General features: G+C 71.2%; 17 protein-coding genes and 1 tRNA gene. 3 read left to right on the forward strand and 15 right to left on the reverse strand.

Annotation, left to right across the window (positions count from 1 at the left end):
* Window positions 1-30: 30 nt before the first annotated feature.
* The 3 genes from JAP66_RS16265 to JAP66_RS16275 form a co-directional block, all read right to left on the reverse strand.
* Window positions 31-104 (reverse strand) — tRNA-Leu (locus JAP66_RS16265).
* 27 nt (window positions 105-131) lie between these two features.
* Window positions 132-1454, reverse strand: a complete 1323-nt coding sequence (locus JAP66_RS16270; RefSeq protein WP_199432578.1) for an NAD(P)/FAD-dependent oxidoreductase — start codon at window positions 1452-1454, stop codon at window positions 132-134.
* A gap of 84 nt (window positions 1455-1538) precedes the next feature.
* Window positions 1539-2246 carry a uracil-DNA glycosylase gene (locus JAP66_RS16275; RefSeq protein WP_199432579.1) on the reverse strand — a complete coding sequence of 236 codons (708 nt, stop codon included), beginning with the start codon at window positions 2244-2246 and terminating at the stop codon, window positions 1539-1541.
* Between the two features lie 31 nt (window positions 2247-2277).
* Here JAP66_RS16275 and JAP66_RS16280 point away from each other — a divergent pair, with 31 nt between their 5' ends.
* A complete protein-coding gene (locus JAP66_RS16280) occupies window positions 2278-3771 on the forward strand; it encodes a S10 family peptidase (protein ID WP_199432580.1) in 1494 nt (497 codons plus the stop codon).
* A 3-nt stretch (window positions 3772-3774) separates the two neighbouring features.
* On the opposite strand, the gene JAP66_RS16285 is transcribed toward JAP66_RS16280, so the two are convergent.
* The 8 genes from JAP66_RS16285 to JAP66_RS16320 all read right to left on the reverse strand — a co-directional run bounded on the left by JAP66_RS16285 (window position 3775) and on the right by JAP66_RS16320 (window position 12104).
* Entirely contained in the window at window positions 3775-4725 is a 951-nt protein-coding gene (locus JAP66_RS16285) for a hypothetical protein (RefSeq protein WP_199432581.1), read from the reverse strand.
* 178 nt (window positions 4726-4903) lie between these two features.
* The gene (locus tag JAP66_RS16290; RefSeq protein WP_307849583.1) at window positions 4904-6643 is read right to left on the reverse strand and encodes a S8 family serine peptidase; all 1740 of its coding nucleotides are present in this window, start codon (window positions 6641-6643) and stop codon (window positions 4904-4906) included.
* A 93-nt stretch (window positions 6644-6736) separates the two neighbouring features.
* Window positions 6737-7690 (reverse strand): Ppx/GppA phosphatase family protein, encoded by a 954-nt coding sequence (locus JAP66_RS16295; RefSeq protein ID WP_199432582.1) that lies wholly within the window; start codon window positions 7688-7690, stop codon window positions 6737-6739.
* Between the two features lie 16 nt (window positions 7691-7706).
* Complete coding sequence (locus tag JAP66_RS16300) at window positions 7707-8948, reverse strand: lytic transglycosylase domain-containing protein (protein WP_307849584.1); 1242 nt, start codon at window positions 8946-8948, stop codon at window positions 7707-7709.
* 180 nt (window positions 8949-9128) lie between these two features.
* A complete protein-coding gene (locus JAP66_RS16305; protein ID WP_199432584.1) occupies window positions 9129-9650 on the reverse strand; it encodes a DUF501 domain-containing protein in 522 nt (173 codons plus the stop codon).
* Window positions 9651-9740: 90 nt separating this feature from the next.
* Window positions 9741-10100, reverse strand: coding sequence for an FtsB family cell division protein (locus tag JAP66_RS16310; RefSeq protein WP_199432585.1), 360 nt, complete (start codon window positions 10098-10100; stop codon window positions 9741-9743).
* 168 nt (window positions 10101-10268) lie between these two features.
* Window positions 10269-11555: a phosphopyruvate hydratase gene (eno, locus tag JAP66_RS16315; RefSeq protein WP_199432586.1), complete on the reverse strand. Its 1287-nt coding sequence runs from the start codon at window positions 11553-11555 to the stop codon at window positions 10269-10271.
* A gap of 90 nt (window positions 11556-11645) precedes the next feature.
* Entirely contained in the window at window positions 11646-12104 is a 459-nt protein-coding gene (locus JAP66_RS16320) for a VOC family protein (protein ID WP_199432587.1), read from the reverse strand.
* A 141-nt stretch (window positions 12105-12245) separates the two neighbouring features.
* Here JAP66_RS16320 and JAP66_RS16325 point away from each other — a divergent pair, with 141 nt between their 5' ends.
* A complete protein-coding gene (locus JAP66_RS16325; protein WP_199432588.1) occupies window positions 12246-12647 on the forward strand; it encodes a tetratricopeptide repeat protein in 402 nt (133 codons plus the stop codon).
* Window positions 12648-12671: 24 nt separating this feature from the next.
* Here the strand turns inward: JAP66_RS16325 and JAP66_RS16330 are convergent, their stop codons facing one another.
* Genes JAP66_RS16330 through JAP66_RS16340 form a run of 3 tightly spaced genes read right to left on the reverse strand, consistent with a single transcriptional unit; the run spans window position 12672 to window position 15429 of the window.
* Window positions 12672-13463, reverse strand: coding sequence for a lysozyme family protein (locus JAP66_RS16330; protein ID WP_307849585.1), 792 nt, complete (start codon window positions 13461-13463; stop codon window positions 12672-12674).
* A 53-nt stretch (window positions 13464-13516) separates the two neighbouring features.
* A complete protein-coding gene (locus JAP66_RS16335) occupies window positions 13517-14482 on the reverse strand; it encodes a nucleoside triphosphate pyrophosphohydrolase (RefSeq protein ID WP_199432589.1) in 966 nt (321 codons plus the stop codon).
* Entirely contained in the window at window positions 14479-15429 is a 951-nt protein-coding gene (locus JAP66_RS16340; RefSeq protein ID WP_199432590.1) for a SurA N-terminal domain-containing protein, read from the reverse strand. The genes JAP66_RS16335 and JAP66_RS16340 overlap by 4 nt, the downstream gene beginning before the upstream one ends.
* Window positions 15430-15742: 313 nt before the next feature.
* On the opposite strand from JAP66_RS16340, the gene JAP66_RS16345 reads away from it, so the two are divergent.
* Window positions 15743-16621 (forward strand): hypothetical protein, encoded by an 879-nt coding sequence (locus JAP66_RS16345; protein ID WP_235999049.1) that lies wholly within the window; start codon window positions 15743-15745, stop codon window positions 16619-16621.
* Between the two features lie 32 nt (window positions 16622-16653).
* On the opposite strand, the gene mfd is transcribed toward JAP66_RS16345, so the two are convergent.
* The gene (gene mfd / locus JAP66_RS16350) at window positions 16654-20247 is read right to left on the reverse strand and encodes a transcription-repair coupling factor (RefSeq protein WP_372448977.1); all 3594 of its coding nucleotides are present in this window, start codon (window positions 20245-20247) and stop codon (window positions 16654-16656) included.
* Window positions 20248-20351: the final 104 nt, after the last annotated feature.

Genomic DNA, 20351 nt, shown 5'->3' on the forward strand with positions numbered 1-20351 from the left:
CTTATGCAAGCCGCTGACCAGCGGGAACGGTGCCCCCGACGGGACTCGAACCCGCACTGCGTCGATTTTAAGTCGACTGCCTCTGCCGGTTGGGCTACGGGGGCACCGAGCAGCTTATGCCCCCGGAGCTGCTACGACTTGGAAGCCCTGGCGAATTCTTCCTTCGGGTTGTTGATCTGCCCGAGCGAGACGACCTCGCGACGGAACAGGCCGCCCAGCGCCCAGTCCAGCAGGATCCGGACCTTGCGGTTGAAGGTCGGCATCGCCTTGACGTGGTAGGCGCGGTGGAAGAGCCACGCCGGAAAGCCCTTGATCTTGAGCCTCATCGCGTCCGCGACGCCCTTGTGCAGGCCCAGGCTGGCCACCGCACCGAGGTTCTTGTGCACGTAGTCCTTCGGCGTGCCGCCACGCAGTACCCGGATGATGTTCTTCGCCAGGTGCCGGGCCTGCCGCACGGCGTGCTGCGCGTTGGGCGGGCAGGTCGCCGTCGGGTCCTCCTCCGTGCGGGAGAGGTCCGGCACGGCGGCGTTGTCCCCCGCGGTCCAGACGTCGGGGTGGCCGACGACCTGCAGGCCCGCCGTCGCCTGGAGCCTGCCGCGCTTGTCCACCGGCAGGTCGGAGTTGGCGAGCACCGGGTTGGCCTTCACGCCGGCGGTCCAGATGATCGTGTCGCTGTCGAACTCGGTGCCGTCGGAGAGCACGACGTGACCGTTCTCGAACGACTTGGCCGCCGTGGACAGGTACACCTCGATACCGCGCTTCTCGAGCTGCTCAGCCGTCCAGACACCCAGCGTCTCGCGGACCTCGGGCAGGATCCGCCCCGCGGCCTCGACGAGCACCCACCGGATGTCGTCGGCGTCGATGTTCTCGTAGTAGCGCGTGGCGAAGCGGGTCATGTCCTCCAGCTCGGCCAGCGCCTCGATCCCGGCAAAACCGCCTCCGACGACCGTGAAGGTCAGCAAACGTTTGCGCAGGTCAGGGTCGAGCGTGCTGGCGGCCTCGTCGAGCTTGGTCATCACGTGGTTGCGCAGGTAGATGGCCTCGCCGATGGTCTTGAAGGCGATGCCCTGCTCGGCCAGCCCGGGGATGGGCAGGATGCGCGCCACCGAGCCGAGCGCCACTACGAGCACGTCGTAGGAGAGCTGCTCGATGTGGCCGTCGGCGGCCTCGACCGTCACCGACTTGCGCTCGTGCTCGATCTTCGTCACCCGCGCGGTGAGGACGTGGCAGCGGCGGAGCGCACGACGCAGCGGCACCACGACATGCCGGGGCTCGATCGCCCCGGCCGCCGCCTCCGGGAGGAACGGCTGGTAGGTCATGTGCGGCTGTGGATCGACGACGGTCACGGACGCCTCGTTGGCGCGGAGCATCTTCTGGAGCCCCAGGGCCGTGTACAACCCGACGTAACCGCCACCGAGGATCAGGATCCGCGTCGGTTCCGACTTCGCTGCCATGACCCCATAGTCGCACTACTTCACGCCGATGGCTCGTGGGGCCTACTCTGCTGTGACCAGCATCGCCGCTGTTACGAGAACGATTCAGTCGAGTCCCGCGAGTGAAGCCGCGCTACCCAGCACATCGCGCAGCATGGCTGGGGTCAGCCTGCCGGTGAAGGTGTTCTGCTGGGACACGTGGTAGCAGCCGAGCAGATGCAGCTCGCCCGGCCCTTCGAGGGTCAGCCGGGCACCGTGGCCGAACTTCGGCCGGGGCCGGGGCACGTGCCAGCCCGCATCGCTGAGCACGGGCAGCAGCGCCTGCCAGCCGAAGCCGCCCAGCACGACGACCACGCGCAGCGTCGGCCGCAGCAGCTCCAGCTCCCGGGCGAGCCACGGCCGGCAGGTGTCGCGCTCGGCGGGGGTCGGCTTGTTCGCGGGAGGCGCGCAGTGCACCGGGGCCGTGATCCGGGTGCCCCGCAGTTCGAGCCCGTCCTCACGATGCGTCGCCGTGGGCTGCGAGGCAAGCCCGACGTCGTAGAGCGCCTGGTAGAGCACGTCGCCGGAGCGGTCACCGGTGAACATGCGGCCGGTGCGGTTGGCGCCGTGCGCGGCCGGGGCGAGCCCGACGATTGCGAGCGCGGCGTCGGCGGGGCCGAACCCGGGGATGGGCCTGCCCCAGTAGGTCTCGCCGGCGAACGCGGCGCGCTTGGTGGCCGCCACGTGCTCCCGCCAGGCCACCAGCCGGGGACAGGCGCGGCATTCGCTCACCGCGGCGTCGAGTTCGGCGAGCGAACTCGCGGTAACTGTCACACCATCATTGTCCCTCAACTACGTTGGGCCCATGCCGGACACCTCCATCGACGAGAACGCCGAGCCGACAGCCAAGGCGGAGGCGACCAAGATCAGCGAACCAGCCGACGAGCTGGTCACCACCCAGCACACCCTGACGATCAAGCGGCGCAAGCTCGCCTACACCGCCCGGACCGGGCGTGTCGTGCTGCGCAAGGAGGTGCTCACCGACGGGAAGTTCGACGGGCACAAGCCGAAGGCCGAGGTGTTCCTCACCGCCTACACCCTCGACGGCGCCGATCCGGCCACGAGGCCGGTGACCTTCGCGTTCAACGGCGGGCCCGGCTCGTCGAGCATCTGGCTGCACCTGGGGGTGCTCGGCCCGCGCCGGGTCGTCTCGGGCGACGTCGACGCTCCGGAGCCCCCGCCCTACGGGCTCGCCGACAACCCCGAGACGCTGCTCGCGCACAGCGACCTGGTGTTCATCGATCCGGTGTCCACCGGCTACTCCCGCGCGGCGGAAGGCGAGAAGCCGAAGGAGTACCACGGTTTCACCCCGGACATCGAGGCCGTCGGCGAGATCATCCGCCTGTGGACCTCGCGCAACGAACGGTGGCTTTCGCCGAAGTTCGTGGCAGGCGAGTCCTACGGGACCCTGCGCGCGGCCGCGCTCGCGGCACACCTGCAGGAGCGGCGCGGGCTGTTCCTCAACGGGCTGCTGCTGATCTCCTCCGTCCTCGACATGGGCACGATCGCGTTCCACGAGGGCAACGACCTGCCACATTCGCTGTACGTACCGACGTACGCGGCGATCGCGCACTATCACGGCAAGCACGGCGACCGGCCGCTGGCGGACGTACTCGCCGAGGCCGAGGAGTTCGCCTCGCGGGATCTGCCGTGGGCGCTCGAACGCGGCGCACGGCTCACCGAGTCGCAGCGCGCCGACGTGGTGTCCCGGCTGGCCGCGCTCACCGGCCTGGCCGAGTCGTACGTAGACCGCGTGAACATGCGGATCGAGCACGTCCGCTTCTTCACCGAGCTGCTGCGTGACCGTGGACTGACGACGGGACGGATGGACGGCAGGTTCACCACGTGGGAGCCGGACGGCGGGCGCGAGCACATGAGCGACGACGCCTCCATCTCGCGGATCATCGGCGCCTACTCGGCCGGTTTCAACCACTACGTGCGCGCCGAGCTCGGCTACGCCAACGATCTGCCGTACGAGATCCTGTCGATGGACGTCAACCGGGACTGGTCCTACTCGGACTTCGAGGGCCGCCATGTGTCCGTTGTGGATAATCTCAGCTCGGCGATGCGGGCCAACCCCCATCTCAGGGTGCACGTGGCGCTCGGCCACTACGACGGCGCCACACCGTACTACGCCGCCGAGCACGTGCTTGCCCGGCTCCAGATCCCGGAAGAACTCCGGTCCAATGTGGAGACCGCATACTACCCGGCGGGCCACATGATGTACGTGCACGAGCCGTCCCGCGTTCAGCAGGCCAAGGACCTCGCGGCCTTCGTCCGCACCGCCTCCAACCGGTAGCGGTCATCGGACGTACACCGGGGGCCGTGGCCGGTTCCTCGCCGCCCCGTAGGCGGCGCGGAGCTCGCGGATCACGGCCCCCGGTTCGCGTCGAAGCCGGGCAGGCAACGTGGTGAGCACGACGATGCCCGCTGCCGCGTACCGCGCGTTGCGGGACAGGGTCCTGGCGTACCCGTCGACGTCGAAGTGGAACTCCTTCGAGTCGATCTCCCATGCGAAGGCGACATCGTCGCACCACGCGTCCGGCGTGGCGATGTGTGCGCCCGACGCGTCGTGCACAGCGACGTTCCAGTCACAGCTCGGCAGGCCCGTTCGCTTCCACAGTCGCGACGCGTCGAGCTCCGCGACCGACCTCGCACCCCCGTCGAGCTCGGCCAGCACGCGCCGGGGCAGGGCCGAACCCCGTTGACTGCCCTCCTCGAGTTCCCGGTGCAGCACGTCGAGCGCACACCGATCGCGTTGTACCGCCTCGGCGAGCATGCCCCGAATCGCGTCGAAGTCCTCGATGCGCCGGGCGGCGTCGAGCAGTGCCCGGTGCACGGGCGCGAGTGGCAGTCCGTCGCACCGCACCGGCGCCGGCAGTCGCGTAGTACGTTCGACGAGCACAAAGCCCGCACTGGTGATCTCGCGCACCGCGGGCACGAGTACGTGTACCTCGTCCGGTTCCGGCGTGCGCTTGAGGCCGTGGCAACGAAGCGCCCACAGACCGCTGACCAGGGAGCGGGAGCCACCGCGCAGCAACGCCGCTTCCAACTTCTGCCGTGCGGTGAGCTTCGCGTTGTCGAGCTTGACGATTCCCGGCAGCAGCCGGCGCCACGGGCCACCGGGCAGGCAGCGCCGATAGACGGCGCTCCGGGACATGCCGAGACCTTCCAGCACGCGGACCCGCACGACCCTGGGACTCTTCTTGTCCCCCACCACAAGCGGGTGCCGGGACCAGTCTCCTCGTCTCATAGTGCCCGCAGGGTGCGCGGCGCCCCCGACGAAAACGGTGTGCCGTCAGAGGCGAACGGCGCTCTCACGCCGCCTACACCCGAACGGAGCAGCCACGTTCGAGCGCCACGGTGCCCCCAATGTGGCGTTAGGTGCGTTGAACGCACCTAACGCCACATTGGGGAGCTTCGGACGCCGGCTAGGGGCGGAGGTGGCCGGCGCCGTGGCGGACGGCGGCGTAGGCGTCGACGGCTCCGTGGCCGTAGAAGCCGTTGAACTCCGGGGTGCCCGTGCAGGTCGCGGTGTAGGACTCGTCGCGGCCCTCGTCGAGGTAGTCCACGGTGTTCGGCACCGGGCACGGGATCTCCGCCGCGGTGCCCTCCAGCACCCGCTGGGTGGCGTCCGGGTTCAGCCCGAAGCCACCACGGCCGGGCCTGCCGTACTCCGACACGATCAGCGCAGCCACACCGGACGCGTGTGGCGCGGCCATCGACGTCCCCTGCAGGTACTGGTAGTAGCCGAACGTCCCGTCGCCGAACTCGGCCCGCTGCACGCCCAGCTCCGCACCGAGCGGCGTGATCTCGCCGGCCTCGTCGACGGTTCCCTCCGCGACTGCGATGTCGCGCGGGTACGCGGAGAGGATCAGGTTCTCGTTGGTACGGAACCACTCCGAACCGAAGTAGTCCCGGTAGTACCCGCCCGGCGCGGAGACCGAGATCTGCTCCGTGCCGTAGTTCGAGAAGTCCGCCTTCGCCTGCGAGGGACCGAATGCCGACACCGCGATCGTGTGCGGGCCCTCGGTCGGCATCGAAAGGCAGGTCGCGTTGTCGATCTCGCGGTCGTGGCTGCCGCCCTCAGGAAAGTTCGGGCTGCTCGAGTCCGGCTGCGGCGCACCGAGGTCGGAGTGCTGGTTGCCGAGCGCGACCACCTGCGTCACACCCTTGCGGTGCGCGTACGCCAGCGCGCGGCTGACCGCCTCGACCGTGGTCCGCTGCGCCTGCTGCTGTTCCGGCGAGTCGGCGGGGTTGGCCGCGCAGTTGTAGAGCCACGGGTCGATGTAGAAGGACATGTTGATGACATCGATCCCGGCGTCACCGGCGTAGGTGATCGCGTCCACCGCCGCCTGCAGGAAGAAGTAGCCGGAGTCCTGACCGGCGCGGAGGTTCGCCAGGCGCACGTTCGGTGCGACGCCGGAGATACCCGCGCCGTTCGCGGCCGCGGCGATGGTGCCCGCGACGTGCGTACCGTGGCCGTGACCGTCGTGGTCCACCGGATCGACGCAGCCACGGAACTCACACGGGCCGTCCACCTCGTTGCCGTTCGCGTCGGCCGGAACGTCGCGCACGAAGTTGCGGGACGCCGCCCGGTCGAAGTTCGGCGCGATGTCCGGATGCGTGCCGTCGACACCGGTGTCGATCACGCCGACCCTGACGCGCTTGTCTCCGGGCTGGACGGTGCGCGCGAGATCGGAGCGGACGGACTTCAGGCCCCAAAGCTTCTCGTCCAGCGGATCGGTGCCGACCGGCTCCGGCGCGCGGGCACGGCCGCCAGGGGCCGACTTCGCGCCGGAACGCTGGTGCTCCTTCTCCACCCGGTCCGGTGCGGGACCGCTACCCCGTTCCGGCGCGTGCCCGATCGGCCGGGCCTCCGCCGCACCGAACACGGCACGATCGGCCGACACCCGCTCCGCGAAGCCGCTCGCCGGCGCGCTGGCGGTGATCAGGCCGACCGCCCGGTTCGTCCGCAGCACCGTACCGCCGGCCTCCCGGACAGCCGTGGCGGCCGCCGCGACGCTCCGGCCGTCCGCGGCCAGGACGGTGAACTCCGTCGCCGGGCCGGAAGGCTGTGGCTGCGCGGTGGCCACCGGGGCGGCGACACCGGCGAGCCCGCCGATCAGCGGTGCGGTCAGCACCGCCACCAGAAGCTTGGGTTTCCTCACGCGGTTCCTCCTTGGACACAGGTGGGAAGAACGTACCGACCGAACGGAGCGGCGCGAGGGAAATCCCTACGAAAGTTGGACGGGCGGTGCGCGCTACGCGAGCGACAGTGCGATGCCGTCGAGGATGTCGTGCTCGCTCACGACCAGGTCCGCGGGCCCGCCGCGCGCCGCCAGTTGCTCCGCCAGCACCTGCACGATCAGCGCGCCACCTCCGATGACGTCCACCCTTCCGGGATGGATCACGGGATTCGCCGCGCGGGTGGCGTGGTCCACCGTCAGCAGCTGCCGGGCGGTGCGGTCGATGTCGGCGGGGGTGAGCCGGAAGAGGTGGGTCCGGTCGGAATCATACTCGGGCAGCTCCTGCGCGATCGCGGAGAGCGTGGTGACCGTGCCGGCGACCCCTATCCACGTGTTCGCCTTGGCGACGTCCACCGCGTCGAACGCCTCGGCGAGTACCTCGGCGGCGAGTTCCCGCGCCGCGCTCACGTCGGCGGGAGCAGGCGGATCGGTGCGCAGGGTGCGCTCGGTGATGCGGACGCAGCCGATGTCGACGGAACGGGCGGCGAGCACCTCGGCGTCGCGCCCGTCCCACGTCCCGAGCACCAGTTCGGTGGAGCCGCCGCCGACGTCCACGACGAGGAACGGGCCGTCGTCCGGGTCCTGCTCGCCGACGGCCCCGATGAACGACAGCCTGGCCTCCTCGTCGCCGGTGATCACCTCCGCCTCGACGCCGAGCACCTCGCGGGTCATGGCGAAGAACTCGTCGCGGTTGCTCGCGTCGCGGGTGGCCGACGTCGCGACCATGCGGACCTTCTCGGCCCCCTTGCGCCGCGCCGCGACCGTGTAGTCGACCAGGGCCGCCCGCGTGCGCTCGAGAGCTTCCGGGGCCAGCCTGCCGGTGGCGTCGACACCCTGGCCGAGCCGCACGACGCGCATCTCCCGATGCAGGTCGCGCAGGTCGACCGTACCGTCGTGCCGGTACGTCAGCTCGGCGGCGAGCAGGCGGATGGAGTTGGTTCCACAGTCGATCGCGGCTACCCGGGGCATGGCGCCACCCTAGCCGTCACGTCGTCGACGACTGGCTCGACTCCGGATCGGCCGACTCGGTGCCGCTCTCGTCCCCCGACTCCTCGCAGTCCGGCTCCGTGGGCGTGGGAGTCGGCGTGGGAGAGGTGGAGTCCGGCGGCTCGCACGTCTCACCGGGCTCGCTCGGGTCCGTCGGGTCGGTGGGCTCGGTCGGCTCCGTGGGTTCCTCCGGCTCGTCCGGCTTCGTCGGCGTGGTGGGGTTCGTCGTGTCCGGCGGGATCGACGGGCCCGAGTTGTCCGGAGGCAGCTGAGAGCCGGATGTGGCCGGGGGCGCCGAGGTGGCCGCCGACCGGCCGCGGGGCGTGGCGCTGGCCGAGGGCGGGTCGACGGGTGACGGCGCCTCCCTGGTGGTCACCTTCGGCACGGCCAGCGGCACATCGCTGTCCGGCAGCGTCGCCACGCCGTTGCGGTACGCCTTCGCCCACCTGATCACGGTCTCGACGTAGGTGTCGGAGTTGTTGTACCGGTAGAGCGCTGCCCGCAGCTGGTCGTCCTTCGACAGATCGAGACCGCCGGAGCAGAGGTAGCGAGCGGTGGCCACGGTGGCGTCGTAGATGTTGTTCGGGTCCTGCACGCCGTCGTCGTTGCCGTCGGCGCCGTAGCGGGCCCACGTTCCGGGAATGAACTGGGTCGGCCCCACCGCCCGGTCCCACACGGCGTCGCCGTCGTGGCGGCCCTGGTCGGTGTCCGGGATCGCGGCCACCGGCCCGACACCGTTGAGCACGGGCCCGAGGATCGGCTCCAGCGTGTCTCCGTTCACGTCGACGTAGCCGCCGCGCGCGTGGTTGGACTCGATGCGGCCGATGCTGGCGACGAGCGCCCAGTCGATATTGCAGTCCGGCTGCTCCCGGCCCACCAGCTGTGCCGCGTTGCGGTACGCGGCGAGGGCCGTGCCGGGAATGCCAAGCGGACCGGGCGCGGGCAGCTCGTAGACGGTCAGGTTCTCCGGGTCGGGCGGCTCGGGCAGGCTGCCGTCCACCGAGATCGTTCTCGTTCCGGGGGGCGACCCGCCCTCCAGCGCGAGGTCACCGCTGTACTCGGTGCCGCCGGTGTGGTCGGTGCTCGCCGCGGCGTTCAGCCAGCCGACCGCGCCGTTGCTGGCGGCGACCGCGGGCAGCACGGCCAGCGACCCTCCGAGGAGAGCGGCCAGCGTCCTGTGCCGAAGCCCGAACCTCCGGGTCGCGCCACCGATGGCGGCGGGTATCCGGGTCGCACGCACGCTCGAACCTCCGACCTCACCTGTGGTAAGCCTGTGCTCCCCCACCGTCCGGGAACATGATTCTGCCAGCCTGCCTAATCGCGAGGCAGGTTTCATCCCCTCCAGGCCAATTGGCACCTGGATTAGTCCACTTGCAGTAAGATCATCGTCGCGGCGTGACCGTTACGGCGGATTGACAGTCTACTGTGGATTGTCCTGGGCGCAGTCGCCCGCAGGCCAGCCCTCGGCCCGGACCAGTCGCAGCGTCTCGTCTCCGAAGGGGTTCGCCCCGGGGCCGCAGGCCAGCGTGTGCGCCAGGTGCACGTGCAGGCACTTGACCCGGCCGGGCATGCCACCGGCACTCACCTGGTGTCCGAGCGGTTCGATGGCGTCCCGCTGGGCCAGGTACGACTTGTGTGCCCGCTGGTACGCCGCCGCCAGCTCGGCGTCCTCGGCCAGCCGCTCGGTCATCTCGCGCATGACGCCCTCGGCCTCGAGCTTGCCCACGATGGCGCTCAGCCGGGGGCAGGTCAGGTAGTACAGCGTCGGGAACGGGGTGCCGTCCTCGAGACGGGGGCTGGTCTGCACCACCGCGGGGTGGCCACCGGGGCAGCGGGCCGCGATCGCCCGTAGCGCGCGAGGCGGCCTGCCGAGCTGCTCCGCGACGATCTCCCGATCGGCATCGGTCACGGGCTCGAACTGGGGCGACTCGGTTTCGTTCACAGCAGCAGGGTAGCCAGGCCGCCGACGTCACCGGCCGCCGTGGTCGTGAGTGGCCACGCGAGTTCTAACTCGCGTGGCCACTCACGAGGGCTAGCCGGACGCGCTCTCCCACAGGCGCTCGTACCAGGGCCCCTGCGGGTGCCGGTACTCGCCGGGGCGCGGTCGTTCCGCGGCCGCCTCGTCCTCCGGCAACTGCACGATGTACGGCGTCTCGCCCGGCATGACGTACCGCAGCCTGCGCCGGGCCTCGGCCTCGACCTGCGCGGGGTCGCTCAGCTCCGCCTCACGCGCCTCCAGCTCGGCGACCTGCCTGCGCAGCTCGGCCTGCCGCTGCTCCTGCTGGGTCACCTCCGCCTTCTGGGAGAGGTAGGTGCGCAGCGGAACGGCGATCGTGAACGCGAGCGCGCACACCACGATCGCGACCACGGCGGCGCGCCGGGTGGTGGACATCCCGAGCACCTTGGCCGCACTGGAGGCCCGCGTGGCGCTCAGCCCGCGCCGGAGACGAGCCCTGCGCCCGTCCCGCCGGGCGCGTTCCGGGCGGCGCGGGGACGAGCGCTGGGCCCGCCCTCCGCTCCGCCGGCTTCGCGGCCTCCCACGTTCGGCGGCCACCGCTGATCAGCCCTCCGGCGCGAATCTCGGGAATGCCAGGTCGCCGGCATAGCGCGCGGCATCGCCGAGGGTCTCCTCGATGCGCAGGAGCTGATTGTACTTCGCGACCCGCTCGCTGCGCGCGGGCGCACCCGCCTTGATCTGGCCGACCCCGGTGGCGACGGCCAGGTCGGCGATCGTGGTGTCCTCGGTCTCGCCGGAGCGGTGGCTCATCATGGACTTGTAGCCGTAGGAGGTGGCCAGCGCAACGGCGTCCAGCGTCTCCGACAGCGTCCCGATCTGGTTGACCTTCACCAGCAACGCGTTGGCCGCACGCCGGGCGATGCCCTCCTCGAGCCGGTCCGGGTTGGTGACGAACAGGTCGTCACCGACGAGCTGCACCTTCTCGCCGAGCTCCGCGGTCAGCCGCACCCAGCCGTCCCAGTCGTCCTCGCTCAGCGGGTCCTCGATCGACACCAGCGGGTAGGCGTCCACCAGCTCGCTGTAGTAGCCGGTGAGCTGCTCGGCGCTGCGCTTGGAACCCTCGAAGGTGTAGGTGCCGTCACCGTAGAACTCGGTCGCGGCCACGTCGAGCGCCAGTGCCACGTCGCGGCCGGGCACGTAGCCGGCCTTCTCGATCGCGCTGACGATGATGTCCAGCGCCTCCCGGTTGTTGGTCAGGCTCGGGGCGAAGCCGCCCTCGTCGCCGAGACCGGTGGCCAGGCCGCGGCCCTTGAGCACCGACTTCAGGGCGTGGTAGACCTCGGCGCCCCAGCGCAGGGCCTCGCGGAAGGACTCCGCACCGATCGGCGCGATCATGAACTCCTGGATGTCCACGCCGGTGTCGGCGTGCGCACCGCCGTTCAGGATGTTCAGCATGGGTACGGGCAGCACGTGCGCGTTCGGCCCGCCGAGGTAGCGGAACAGCTCGAGCTCGGCGGAGTCCGCGGCCGCCTTCGCCACGGCCAGCGAGACGCCGAGGATCGCGTTGGCGCCCAGCCGCGACTTGTCCGGCGTGCCGTCGAGATCGACCAGCTTCTGGTCGACGATGCGCTGGTCGACGGCATCCACTCCGGCCAGGTCGGGCCCGATCTCGTCGAGCACGGCCGCGACCGCCCGCTCGACGCCCTTACCGCCGTACCTGCCGGAGTCACCGTCACGCAGCTCGACGGCCTCATGCTCACCGGTGGACGCTCCCGACGGAACGGCGGCCCGCGCCAGCGTGCCGTCGTCGAGGGCCACCTCCACTTCCACGGTCGGGTTGCCACGAGAATCCAGAATCTCGCGGGCGCCTACCTGCTCGATGACCGCCACACTTACTCCTCACCCGGTTGTGCCAGCGACGACGGCACCCAGCGTAGCCGCATGCCCGGATCACCCGGTGGAGGCACGCAGGCCGCCCCGTCAGTGTTCTCCGGGACGGATCTCCTGCCAGCCCGCGGGAAGATCGACGACGTCGGAGGTCTGCTGCCAGAAGGTCCAGCTGTTGCCGCCGATGTCCTGCACGGTGAACAACCGCGCGCCGTAGGGCTGGTCCTGCGGCCGGGAGACCTCGACGGTGTCGCCGACCGCGGCGCACACCTGCTCGAAATGGGTGTCCACGTCGTCCACGTACACGACGTTGAGCTGGCCGACCGGACCGTCGACGCCCTTGGCCTCCCAGTAGTCGGCACCGACCGCGGTGAGCTGGATCTCCGCGTCGCCGGCCAGCACCGTGGCCTGGAACACATCGCCCGCCGCGTCCACGATGCGCAGCTTCTCCTTGAACCCGAAAACGCGGGTCAGCCACTCCACCGCCTCGGTGGCGTCGGTGTAGTACAGGTACGGCGCGAGGCCGAGGTACCTCGGGTCTTCGTCGCTCATGGCGGGAGAGTCCATCACATCGCCGTCCGGCGCGGCGCAGTCACCCCGGCCCCGCAACGCTTCCGCGACCGCCGTCACATGCGCTCCCGATCATTCGGAGGATCGAGAATCGGCCGTGGCGCAGGTAATGTCGGAAGAATCATGATGGAGCAGGAGCCAGTTCCGGAGCATTCGGCGGAGGCCCGGTTCCAGGCGTTTCGCCGGGCCGAGGCCCTGGTGCGGCGGCGTCCGCTCGACGCGCTGAAGGTGCTGGAGCCCGTGCTCGACGCCGACGCCGACAAGCCCAGCGTGCAACTGCTCGCCGGGCGTGCCTACTTTCACTCCGCGCAGCTGCGCCGGGCCGAACGGGCGCTGACCAGGGTCGTCGAGATGGATCCCGCCGACCACTACGCCCGCTTCGTACTGGGCCGGACCCTGCAACGGCTCGGCCGGTTCGTGGAGGCCCTGGGGCAGTTGCGGATGGCGTCCGCGATGAACCCGGTACCCGAGTACCAGGAGGCCATCACGGAGGTCCGCGCCCGGATCGCGCTCAGCGGCGACTAGGAGCTGACTGCGCCGACTGCCCGGTCACGGGGTCGCCGAGGCGGCGTAGGCATCGGCGCCGCTGAAGACGTTCCGCCCGTACTCGACGGATCGGTTGTAGGCCAGCACGGCGTCCCACCAGCCATGGGCCGTGCGCAGGTCACGCTCGCCGGAGCAGAGGAAGCGGGCGGCGGCGAGCGCGGCGTCGTCGATGTTCTGCGGGTCGGGCGGCTTGCCGTCACGGACGGCGCGGGCGCCCCAGCGCTGCCACGTCTCCGGCAGGAACTGCAGCGGGCCCACCGCGCGGTCCCACGCGGTGTCGCCGTCGAGCCGCCCGCCGTCGGTGTCGCGGATCTCCCGGACGCCTGGCGAACCGTCGAGCGGGACGCCGATGATCGGCCGGGTCGCCGTGCCGTCGGCGCCGATCCGGGCGCCGCCGAAACCGCCGTGCCGCGACTCGACGCGGCCGATCCCGGCGAGCGTGCCCCAGGACAGGTGACAGTCCGGATGTTCGGCGCGCATCCACATCTCGGCGCGCCCGTACGCGGCGAGTGCCCGTGCGGGTACGTCCGTCACCGCGGAGACCTGCTCGGACCACTGGTCGAGCTCGGCCTGATCGGAGACGTCCGGCCGGTCGACCGGCGCGGCCACCGGGGTGCGGGGTGTGCTCGCGTGCGGCCGCGGGCGCTGATCGGGGACGGTGAACGACGTGTCCGGTTCGTCCTTGGTGATCCCGATCGTGAGGATCAACGCGAGGCCCGTGACCACGAGGGCCCCGGCGAGCACCAGCCTGCCGACGTAGCGGCGCGGCAACGGCGGTGGGGCGGGATCGACCACCCGAACAGGTTACGCGGTGAGCACGGTGAGCCGGAGGGGAACACCACGATGCGTCAAGAGGTCCCGGCCGGCCAGAAGCGGCGCCAGGCGTCCGGGTCGAGGGCGGCCGGGTCGAAGCCGGCCCGCCGGGCCGCGCGTTCGGCGGCCTGCACGTTGCCCGCGAAGGTCTTCGCCGCGGCGCGCAGGGCGCCTTCCGGGTCGACACCCGCCCGCCGTGCCGCCGCGGCGATCCGGAACAGCTTCGATCCCTCGTCGTTGCCCACCGGGAACAGGTCGAACGGCAGGCCCGCACGGCCGGTCCGCTGGCCGAGCTTGCCGGCGAGCGCGACGGCGGGCTGACCGAGCGCCACGCCGTCCACAATGGACTCCCGGCGTTTCTCCGCCTGTTTGAGTTCCTCCCAGCGAACCTGCTGGTGTTCGGCGGTGCGCACCTGCTCGGCCCCGGTGAACACGTGCGGGTGCCTGCCGACCAGCTTCGCGACGAGCTCCTCCGCCACGTCGTCGATGTCGAACGGGTCGGCAGCGTCCTCCGCGGCGACGCGGGCGTGGAAGAGCACCTGCAGCAGTACGTCGCCGAGTTCTTCCCGCATCGCCGCGCGATCACCCTCCTCGATCGCGTCCAGCAGCTCGTAGGTCTCCTCGACCAGGTACTGCAACAGCGACTCGTGGGTCTGCACGGCGTCCCACGGACAGCCGCCCGGCGAGCGCAGCCGGTCCATCACCTCGGCGGCCCGCACCAGCGGCGGCACCGGCGTGCCGAGCACGGTCGCGCCCGCGGCGACGAGCGCAGCGGCCCCGGGATCGGTCGTCCCCGCGGCGACCAGCACAACGCCGGGCTGCCGGGTGAGGGTGGCCGGATCGGGCGCGGTCTTGGCGTCGAGCGCCGCCCGCGTCGCTTCGGGCAGGTCGCCCGCGGCGTAGACGGCCTCCGCCGCCCGCAGCGCCGGCCAGGCGGCCGCCGGAAGCACCGCCGGCAGTGCGGGTGAGACGAGCACCACCGTGGCGGGAAACGACGTCATGACTGCACGGTACGGGACCTCAGCTGGTAACCGGTCACCTCGTCCTCGCTGGCGGCCGGCGCCATCTCGGTCTCGTCCCACACGCCGTAGCGCGGGTTGAGCCGCACGCCGAGCTCGTCGGCGATCGGCTGCAACTGGCGGATGCCGGCCCAGTAGAGCACCTGCGGATCCGCCTGCTGCGCGGCCTGCTCACCGCTGCCGGCACCGACCTGACGGTCGCGGACGAGCCCGACGAGCCAGCCCGTCTGCTCGCGGCTCGGCTGGATCACCAGCACGGTGCCCTCCTGCGCGCCGAACACCGCGCTGATCGCCAGCTCCGGCTGGTTCTGCAGCGTCTCGGCCAGCGTCAGCTCCTGGTCGATCAGCTGGTGGCCGCCGTCGCGAATCACCTGCTCGGCGGCACCCGGGTCCGCGGCGAGCTTCCGGCCGAGGTCGAGTGCCTGCTCCTTCGCGGTGGCCTCCGCGTTCTCGGTGACGATCGTGGTGCCGACGAGCTGGACCGACACCCGGTCCGCGTAGCGCTGCGCCAGTTGCTGCAGCAGGATCTGGTCGGCCGCGACGTCACGCACCCGCTCCGGCTCGATGCCGATCGAGGCGGCGACCGACTCGGCTCCCCCGCTGCTCTCGATGAGCTCGGTGATCCGGGCCGGGTCCGCGCGCAGCCCCTCACGCCTGGCGGCGACCGTCACGAGGTGGTGGATGATCCTGCTCCGCACGATCTCGCGGGCCTGGACCTCGAAGTTGTTCTGCTCGTGCGCCTGTTGCGCCTCCGGCACGTTGTCCAGCACCCAGCGGATCTCCTGCTGGACGTCGTCGAGTGAGATCGCGTGGTCGCCGATGATCGCGGCGGAGGTGACCTGGCTCGGACCGGAACCACAACCGGCCAGCACGAGCGAGGCGATCAGGGCGATGAGCAGCGCGGCGGGGCGGCGGATGGTCCGGGTCACACGCCGTACCTTCTCACAGCACACCTCCACGAATGCAAGCCACCGCACGCCTCGTGAGTGCGCACGCGAGTTAGAACTCGCGTGCGCACTCACGAGCGGCCACGGCGGGCGGTTCGGGTTGTCCACATCGATGGGGTTGTCCACAACCTGAGCAAGTGGAGATCCCCCGGCGGGCGATCATCGCGCATGGTCGAGTGCATGCCCCTTCACCGAAGATGGTCCGCCGAGGCCATCCCCCCCCCCGGACCGCCTGCAGAGCTGGCGGACCCTGCTCGACGACCAGACCGGCATCGTCAGCCACGCGCAGTTGCGCATGCACGGGCACAGTGACGGCGACATCGCCGCGAACCTGGTGGCCGGCCGCTGGCATCGCGTGCTGCCCAGGGTCTACGCGACGTTCACCGGCGAACCGTCCCGCACCGCGCGGCTGCGCGCCGCGCTGTTGTACGGCGGGCCGTATGCCACGCTGTCCCACCACACGGCCGCCGAGGAGTGGGGCATGCTGCCGGTCGCCGACCGCCCCGTCGAGATCACCGTGCCCTACTCGTGCTCGGCGGTCTCCCAGCCCCCGCTCGTGCGGGTGCACCGGTCGCGGGCGCTGCGCCACTCCGTCGCCGAGGCCACCCTGCCGCGCACGCGGCGCACCGACACGATCGTCGACCTCGCGGTCGCGCAGGAGACCGCCCGGCAGGCGCTGTACCTGGTCGTCGATCTCGTCAGCTCGGCACCGGTGTCGATGACCGACATGCTCGGCTGCGTGCAGAGCCGGCCGCCGTGGCGCTACCGCACGGCGATCAAGCGGGCGCTCGAACTGGTCGCCGGCGGGCTCATGTCGGCGCTGGAGGTCGAGTACGCCGAACGCGTCGAGCGTGAGCAAGGCATTCCCGGGGGCAGGCGTCAGGCACCGATGAGCGTGGACGGCCGCACGCTGTGGGAGGACGTCACGTACGACCCGCTCGGCGTGCCGCTCACCGTGCGGCTGGACGGCCGTGCCACCCATGCGACGGCCGGTGTCGCCTTCCGCGATCGGCGGCGCGACAACGCCGCCGAACTCGCGAGGCGGTCACGGCTCGTCTACGGCTGGCACGACGTGCACGACGGCCCGTGCGCCGTCGCGGCCGAGGTGCGCCGGGTGCTGCACCGGCACGGCTGGCAGCCGACGGTGAACCCCTGCCGCTGCTCAGGCTCGTGAGTGCGGAGACGAGTTAGAACTCGCGTGCGCACTCACGAGCCGACGGCGGCGGGCTGCTTGGTCAGCGAGGTCAGCAGCTGCGTACACCAGTCGAGCAGGGCCTCGTCCCGCAACGGCGGCGCGCCGATCCGCCCGCCCGCGGGGCCCTCCGTGGGCCTCGGCACCGAAACCGTGTCCGTCACCGCCTTGAACACCGCCTTCGGGTAGAGCCGCTTCAGGCGGACCAGCTGGGAGTCGGCCAGCGGCAGCGGCGCGAACCGGACCGTGTTGCCCTGCATCGTCACCTCGGTCACTCCCGCGGCCCGGCACGACTGCCGGAAGGACGCGACCTTCAGCAGCCTCCGCACCGGAGCCGGCGGCTGGCCGTACCGGTCGGTGAGCTCGTCGAGCACCGCGTCGAGACCGGCGTCGTCCGGGGCGGCGGCGATCTTGCGGTAGGCCTCCAGCCGCAGCCGCTCGCCGGGCACGTAGTCGTGCGGAATGTGCGCGTCGACCGGCAGGTCCACCCGCACCTCCGCGGGCGCGGGCTCCTCGGCCGGCTCGGCACCCGCGTGCCTGCGGAACGCGTCCACCGCCTCGCCGACGAGCCGCACGTAGAGATCGAACCCGACGCCCGCGATGTGCCCGGACTGCTCCGCGCCGAGGATGTTGCCCGCGCCGCGGATCTCCAGGTCCTTCATCGCGACCGCCATCCCGGAGCCGAGCTCGGTGTTCTGCGCGATCGTGGCCAGCCGGTCGTGCGCGGTCTCGGTGAGCGGCTGCTCGCCCGGGTACAGGAAGTACGCGTACCCGCGCTCTCGGCCGCGGCCGACCCGGCCGCGCAACTGGTGCAGCTGCGCCAGGCCGAGCATGTCGCCCCGCTCGACGATCAGCGTGTTGGCGTTGGAGATGTCCAGCCCGGTCTCCACGATCGTCGTGCACACCAGCACGTCGTACTCGCGCTCCCAGAAGCCCTGGATGACCTGTTCGAGCTTGTGCTCGTTCATCTGCCCGTGCGCGGTGACGATGCGCGCGTCGGGCACCAGCTCCCGCAGCCGCCGGGCTGACTTCTCGATCGTCGAGACGCGGTTGTGCACGTAGAAGACCTGGCCGTCGCGCAGCAGCTCGCGCCGGATCGCGGCCCCCACCTGCTTGTCGTCGTAGGCGCCGACGTAGGTGAGGATCGGGTGCCGGTCCTCGGGCGGCGTCAGGATCGTCGACATCTCCCGGATGCCCGCCATGCTCATCTCCAGCGTGCGCGGGATGGGCGTCGCCGACATCGTCAGCACGTCCACGTGGGTGCGCAGCGCCTTGATGTGCTCCTTGTGCTCCACCCCGAAGCGCTGCTCCTCGTCGACGATGACCAGGCCGAGGTCCTTGTAGCGGATGCCGGTCTGCAGCAGGCGGTGCGTGCCGATGACGATGTCCACCTCACCGTCGGCCAGCCCGGCGATGGTCTGCTCCGCCTCGTGCGGGTCGGTGAACCTGGACAGGCCCTTGATGTTCACCGGGAACGACTGCATCCGCTCGGTGAAGGTGTTGAGGTGCTGCTGCGCCAGCAGCGTCGTGGGCACGAGCACCACGACCTGCTTGCCGTCCTGCACGGCCTTGAACGCCGCCCGCACCGAGATCTCGGTCTTGCCGTAACCGACGTCCCCGCAGATCACGCGGTCCATCGGGACGCTGCGCTCCATATCGGCCTTGACCTCGTCGATCGCCGCGAGCTGGTCACCGGTCTCGACGAACGGGAACGCGTCCTCCAGCTCCGCCTGCCACGGCGAGTCGGCGCCGAACGCGTGCCCCGGCGCGGCCTGCCGGGCAGCGTATAGCTGCACGAGCTCGGCGGCGATCTCCTTGACCGCCTTGCGCGCCTTCGCCTTGGTGTTCTTCCAGTCCGAGCCGCCCAGCTTGTTCAGCGTCGGCAGTTCCCCGCCAACGTAGCGGGAGACCTCGTCGAGCTGGTCGGTCGGCACGAACAGGCGGTCGCCCGGGTGGCCGCGCTTGGACGGCGCGTACTCCAGCAGCAGGTACTCCCGCGTCGCGCCGCCGACGGTGCGCTGCACCATCTCGACGAACCGGCCGATGCCGTGCTGGTCGTGCACCACGTAGTCGCCGGCCTTCAATGCGATCGGGTCCACGGAGTTGCGCCGCCGGGACGGCATCTTCGTGTTGAGGTCGCGGGTCGACCGCCCGGCGGTGGCACCCCTGCCGGTGATGTCGGACTCGCTGAGCACCACGAGCGCCGAGGACGGCGCGACGAAGCCGTCGGCGATCCCGCCGCAGGTCACGGTGACCACTCCCGCGCGCGGCGGTTCGGGGAGGCCCTCGGCGGCGAGCGTGGCGGGCACCTCGGCGGCGGAGAGCTGCTCCACCGCGCGGGCGGCCGTGCCCGCGCCGGGCACCACCACGACGGCTGCGCCGCCGGTGGCGGTGTGGGCGCGCAGGTCCGCGCTCGCCCGCTCCAGCTCACCGCGGTAGCCGGGTGCGCTGTCGATCTCCAGCCGGTAGACGTCGTCCTCGCTGGTCAGCTGTGAAAGCGTCCACCACGCGCGACCGGTCTGTCCCGCGTGCGCGGCCACGTCGGCGAGGCCGCGATAGGCGGAGGCGCCGAGGTCGATGGGCGCGTTGCCCCCGCCCGCGGCGGTCATCCAGGACGCCTCGAGGAACTCCTGCCCGGTGCGCACCAGGTCCGCCGCCCTGGCCCTGATCTTCTCCGGATCGGCGAGCACCACATGGGTGCCCTCCGGCATGGCGTCGGTGAGCAGCTCGAGTTCGCCTTCGCAGAGCACGGGAATGAGCGCCTCCATGCCCTCGCACGGGATGCCGTCGGCGAGCTTGGTCAGCATCTCGGCCAGCTGCGCGTCGGCGGCGTGCGCCTCGGCGAGCTCCGTCGCCCTGGCCTTGACGTCGGCGGTGAGCAGCAGCTCCCGGCACGGCGGCGCGACGACCTCGGCGATCTCACCGGCCAGCGAGCGCTGGTCGGAGACTGCGAAGGCACGGATCTCGCTGACCTCGTCGCCCCAGAATTCGACACGGTGCGGATGCTCGGCGGTGGGCCCGAAGACGTCGAGGATGCCGCCGCGCACGGCGAACTCGCCGCGCTTCTCGACCATGTCCACTCGCGTGTAGGCGAGCTCGACCAGCCTTTCCAGTACCGCTTCGAACTCGTTCTCCTCCCCGACGCGCAGCTCGACCGGAGCCAGCTCGCCGAGCCCGGGCGCCATCGGCTGGATGAGGCTGCGCACGGTGGCGACCACCACCCGCAGCCCGCCGTGGCCGGGCTGGGCGAGCCGGTGCAGGATGTCCAGCCGCCTGCCCACCGTGTCGGCGCGCGGCGACAGCCGCTCGTGCGGCAGCGTCTCCCACGACGGGAAGTCGGCCACCACCTCGGCTCCGAGCAGGCTGCGCAGCGCGACGGTCAGCTCGTCGGCCTCCCTGCCGGTGGCGGTGACGGCCAGCACCGGCCGGTTCGCACCCTGTTCCGCGGCGAGCGCGGCGACCACGAGCTGCCTGCTCGCGGGTGCACCTTCCAGCTCGAGCAACGGCGCCCCGGCACGTTCGACGACGCCCCGCAGCGCGGGATCGGGCAGGACCGCGGACAACAGCCCGGAGAGCAGAGCGGTGCTCGACGTGTTCGGCTCGGCCACCAAAGATTCCCCTCACATGAGGACACACCCCTGCCCAGGAGGAGACGCGGCAGGGGCTCTCGGATTCCAGGGTACGGCGACCGTACGACACGCCGCACACGGCG

The organism is Qaidamihabitans albus, assembly GCF_016464705.1.
Lineage (GTDB): Bacteria > Actinomycetota > Actinomycetes > Mycobacteriales > Pseudonocardiaceae > Qaidamihabitans > Qaidamihabitans albus.

Bases quoted from the DNA above. Each gene is read 5' to 3' on its own strand.
- JAP66_RS16270 (WP_199432578.1), bottom strand. From the start codon at position 1,454: ATGGCAGCGAAGTCGGAACCGACGCGGATCCTGATCCTCGGTGGCGGT.
- JAP66_RS16280 (WP_199432580.1), top strand. From the start codon at position 2,278: ATGCCGGACACCTCCATCGACGAGAACGCCGAGCCGACAGCCAAGGCG.
- JAP66_RS16285 (WP_199432581.1), bottom strand. From the start codon at position 4,725: ATGAGACGAGGAGACTGGTCCCGGCACCCGCTTGTGGTGGGGGACAAG.
- JAP66_RS16295 (WP_199432582.1), bottom strand. From the start codon at position 7,690: ATGCCCCGGGTAGCCGCGATCGACTGTGGAACCAACTCCATCCGCCTG.
- JAP66_RS16310 (WP_199432585.1), bottom strand. From the start codon at position 10,100: ATGTCCACCACCCGGCGCGCCGCCGTGGTCGCGATCGTGGTGTGCGCG.
- JAP66_RS16320 (WP_199432587.1), bottom strand. From the start codon at position 12,104: ATGAGCGACGAAGACCCGAGGTACCTCGGCCTCGCGCCGTACCTGTAC.
- JAP66_RS16325 (WP_199432588.1), top strand. From the start codon at position 12,246: ATGATGGAGCAGGAGCCAGTTCCGGAGCATTCGGCGGAGGCCCGGTTC.
- JAP66_RS16335 (WP_199432589.1), bottom strand. From the start codon at position 14,482: ATGACGTCGTTTCCCGCCACGGTGGTGCTCGTCTCACCCGCACTGCCG.
- JAP66_RS16345 (WP_235999049.1), top strand. From the start codon at position 15,743: ATGCACGGGCACAGTGACGGCGACATCGCCGCGAACCTGGTGGCCGGC.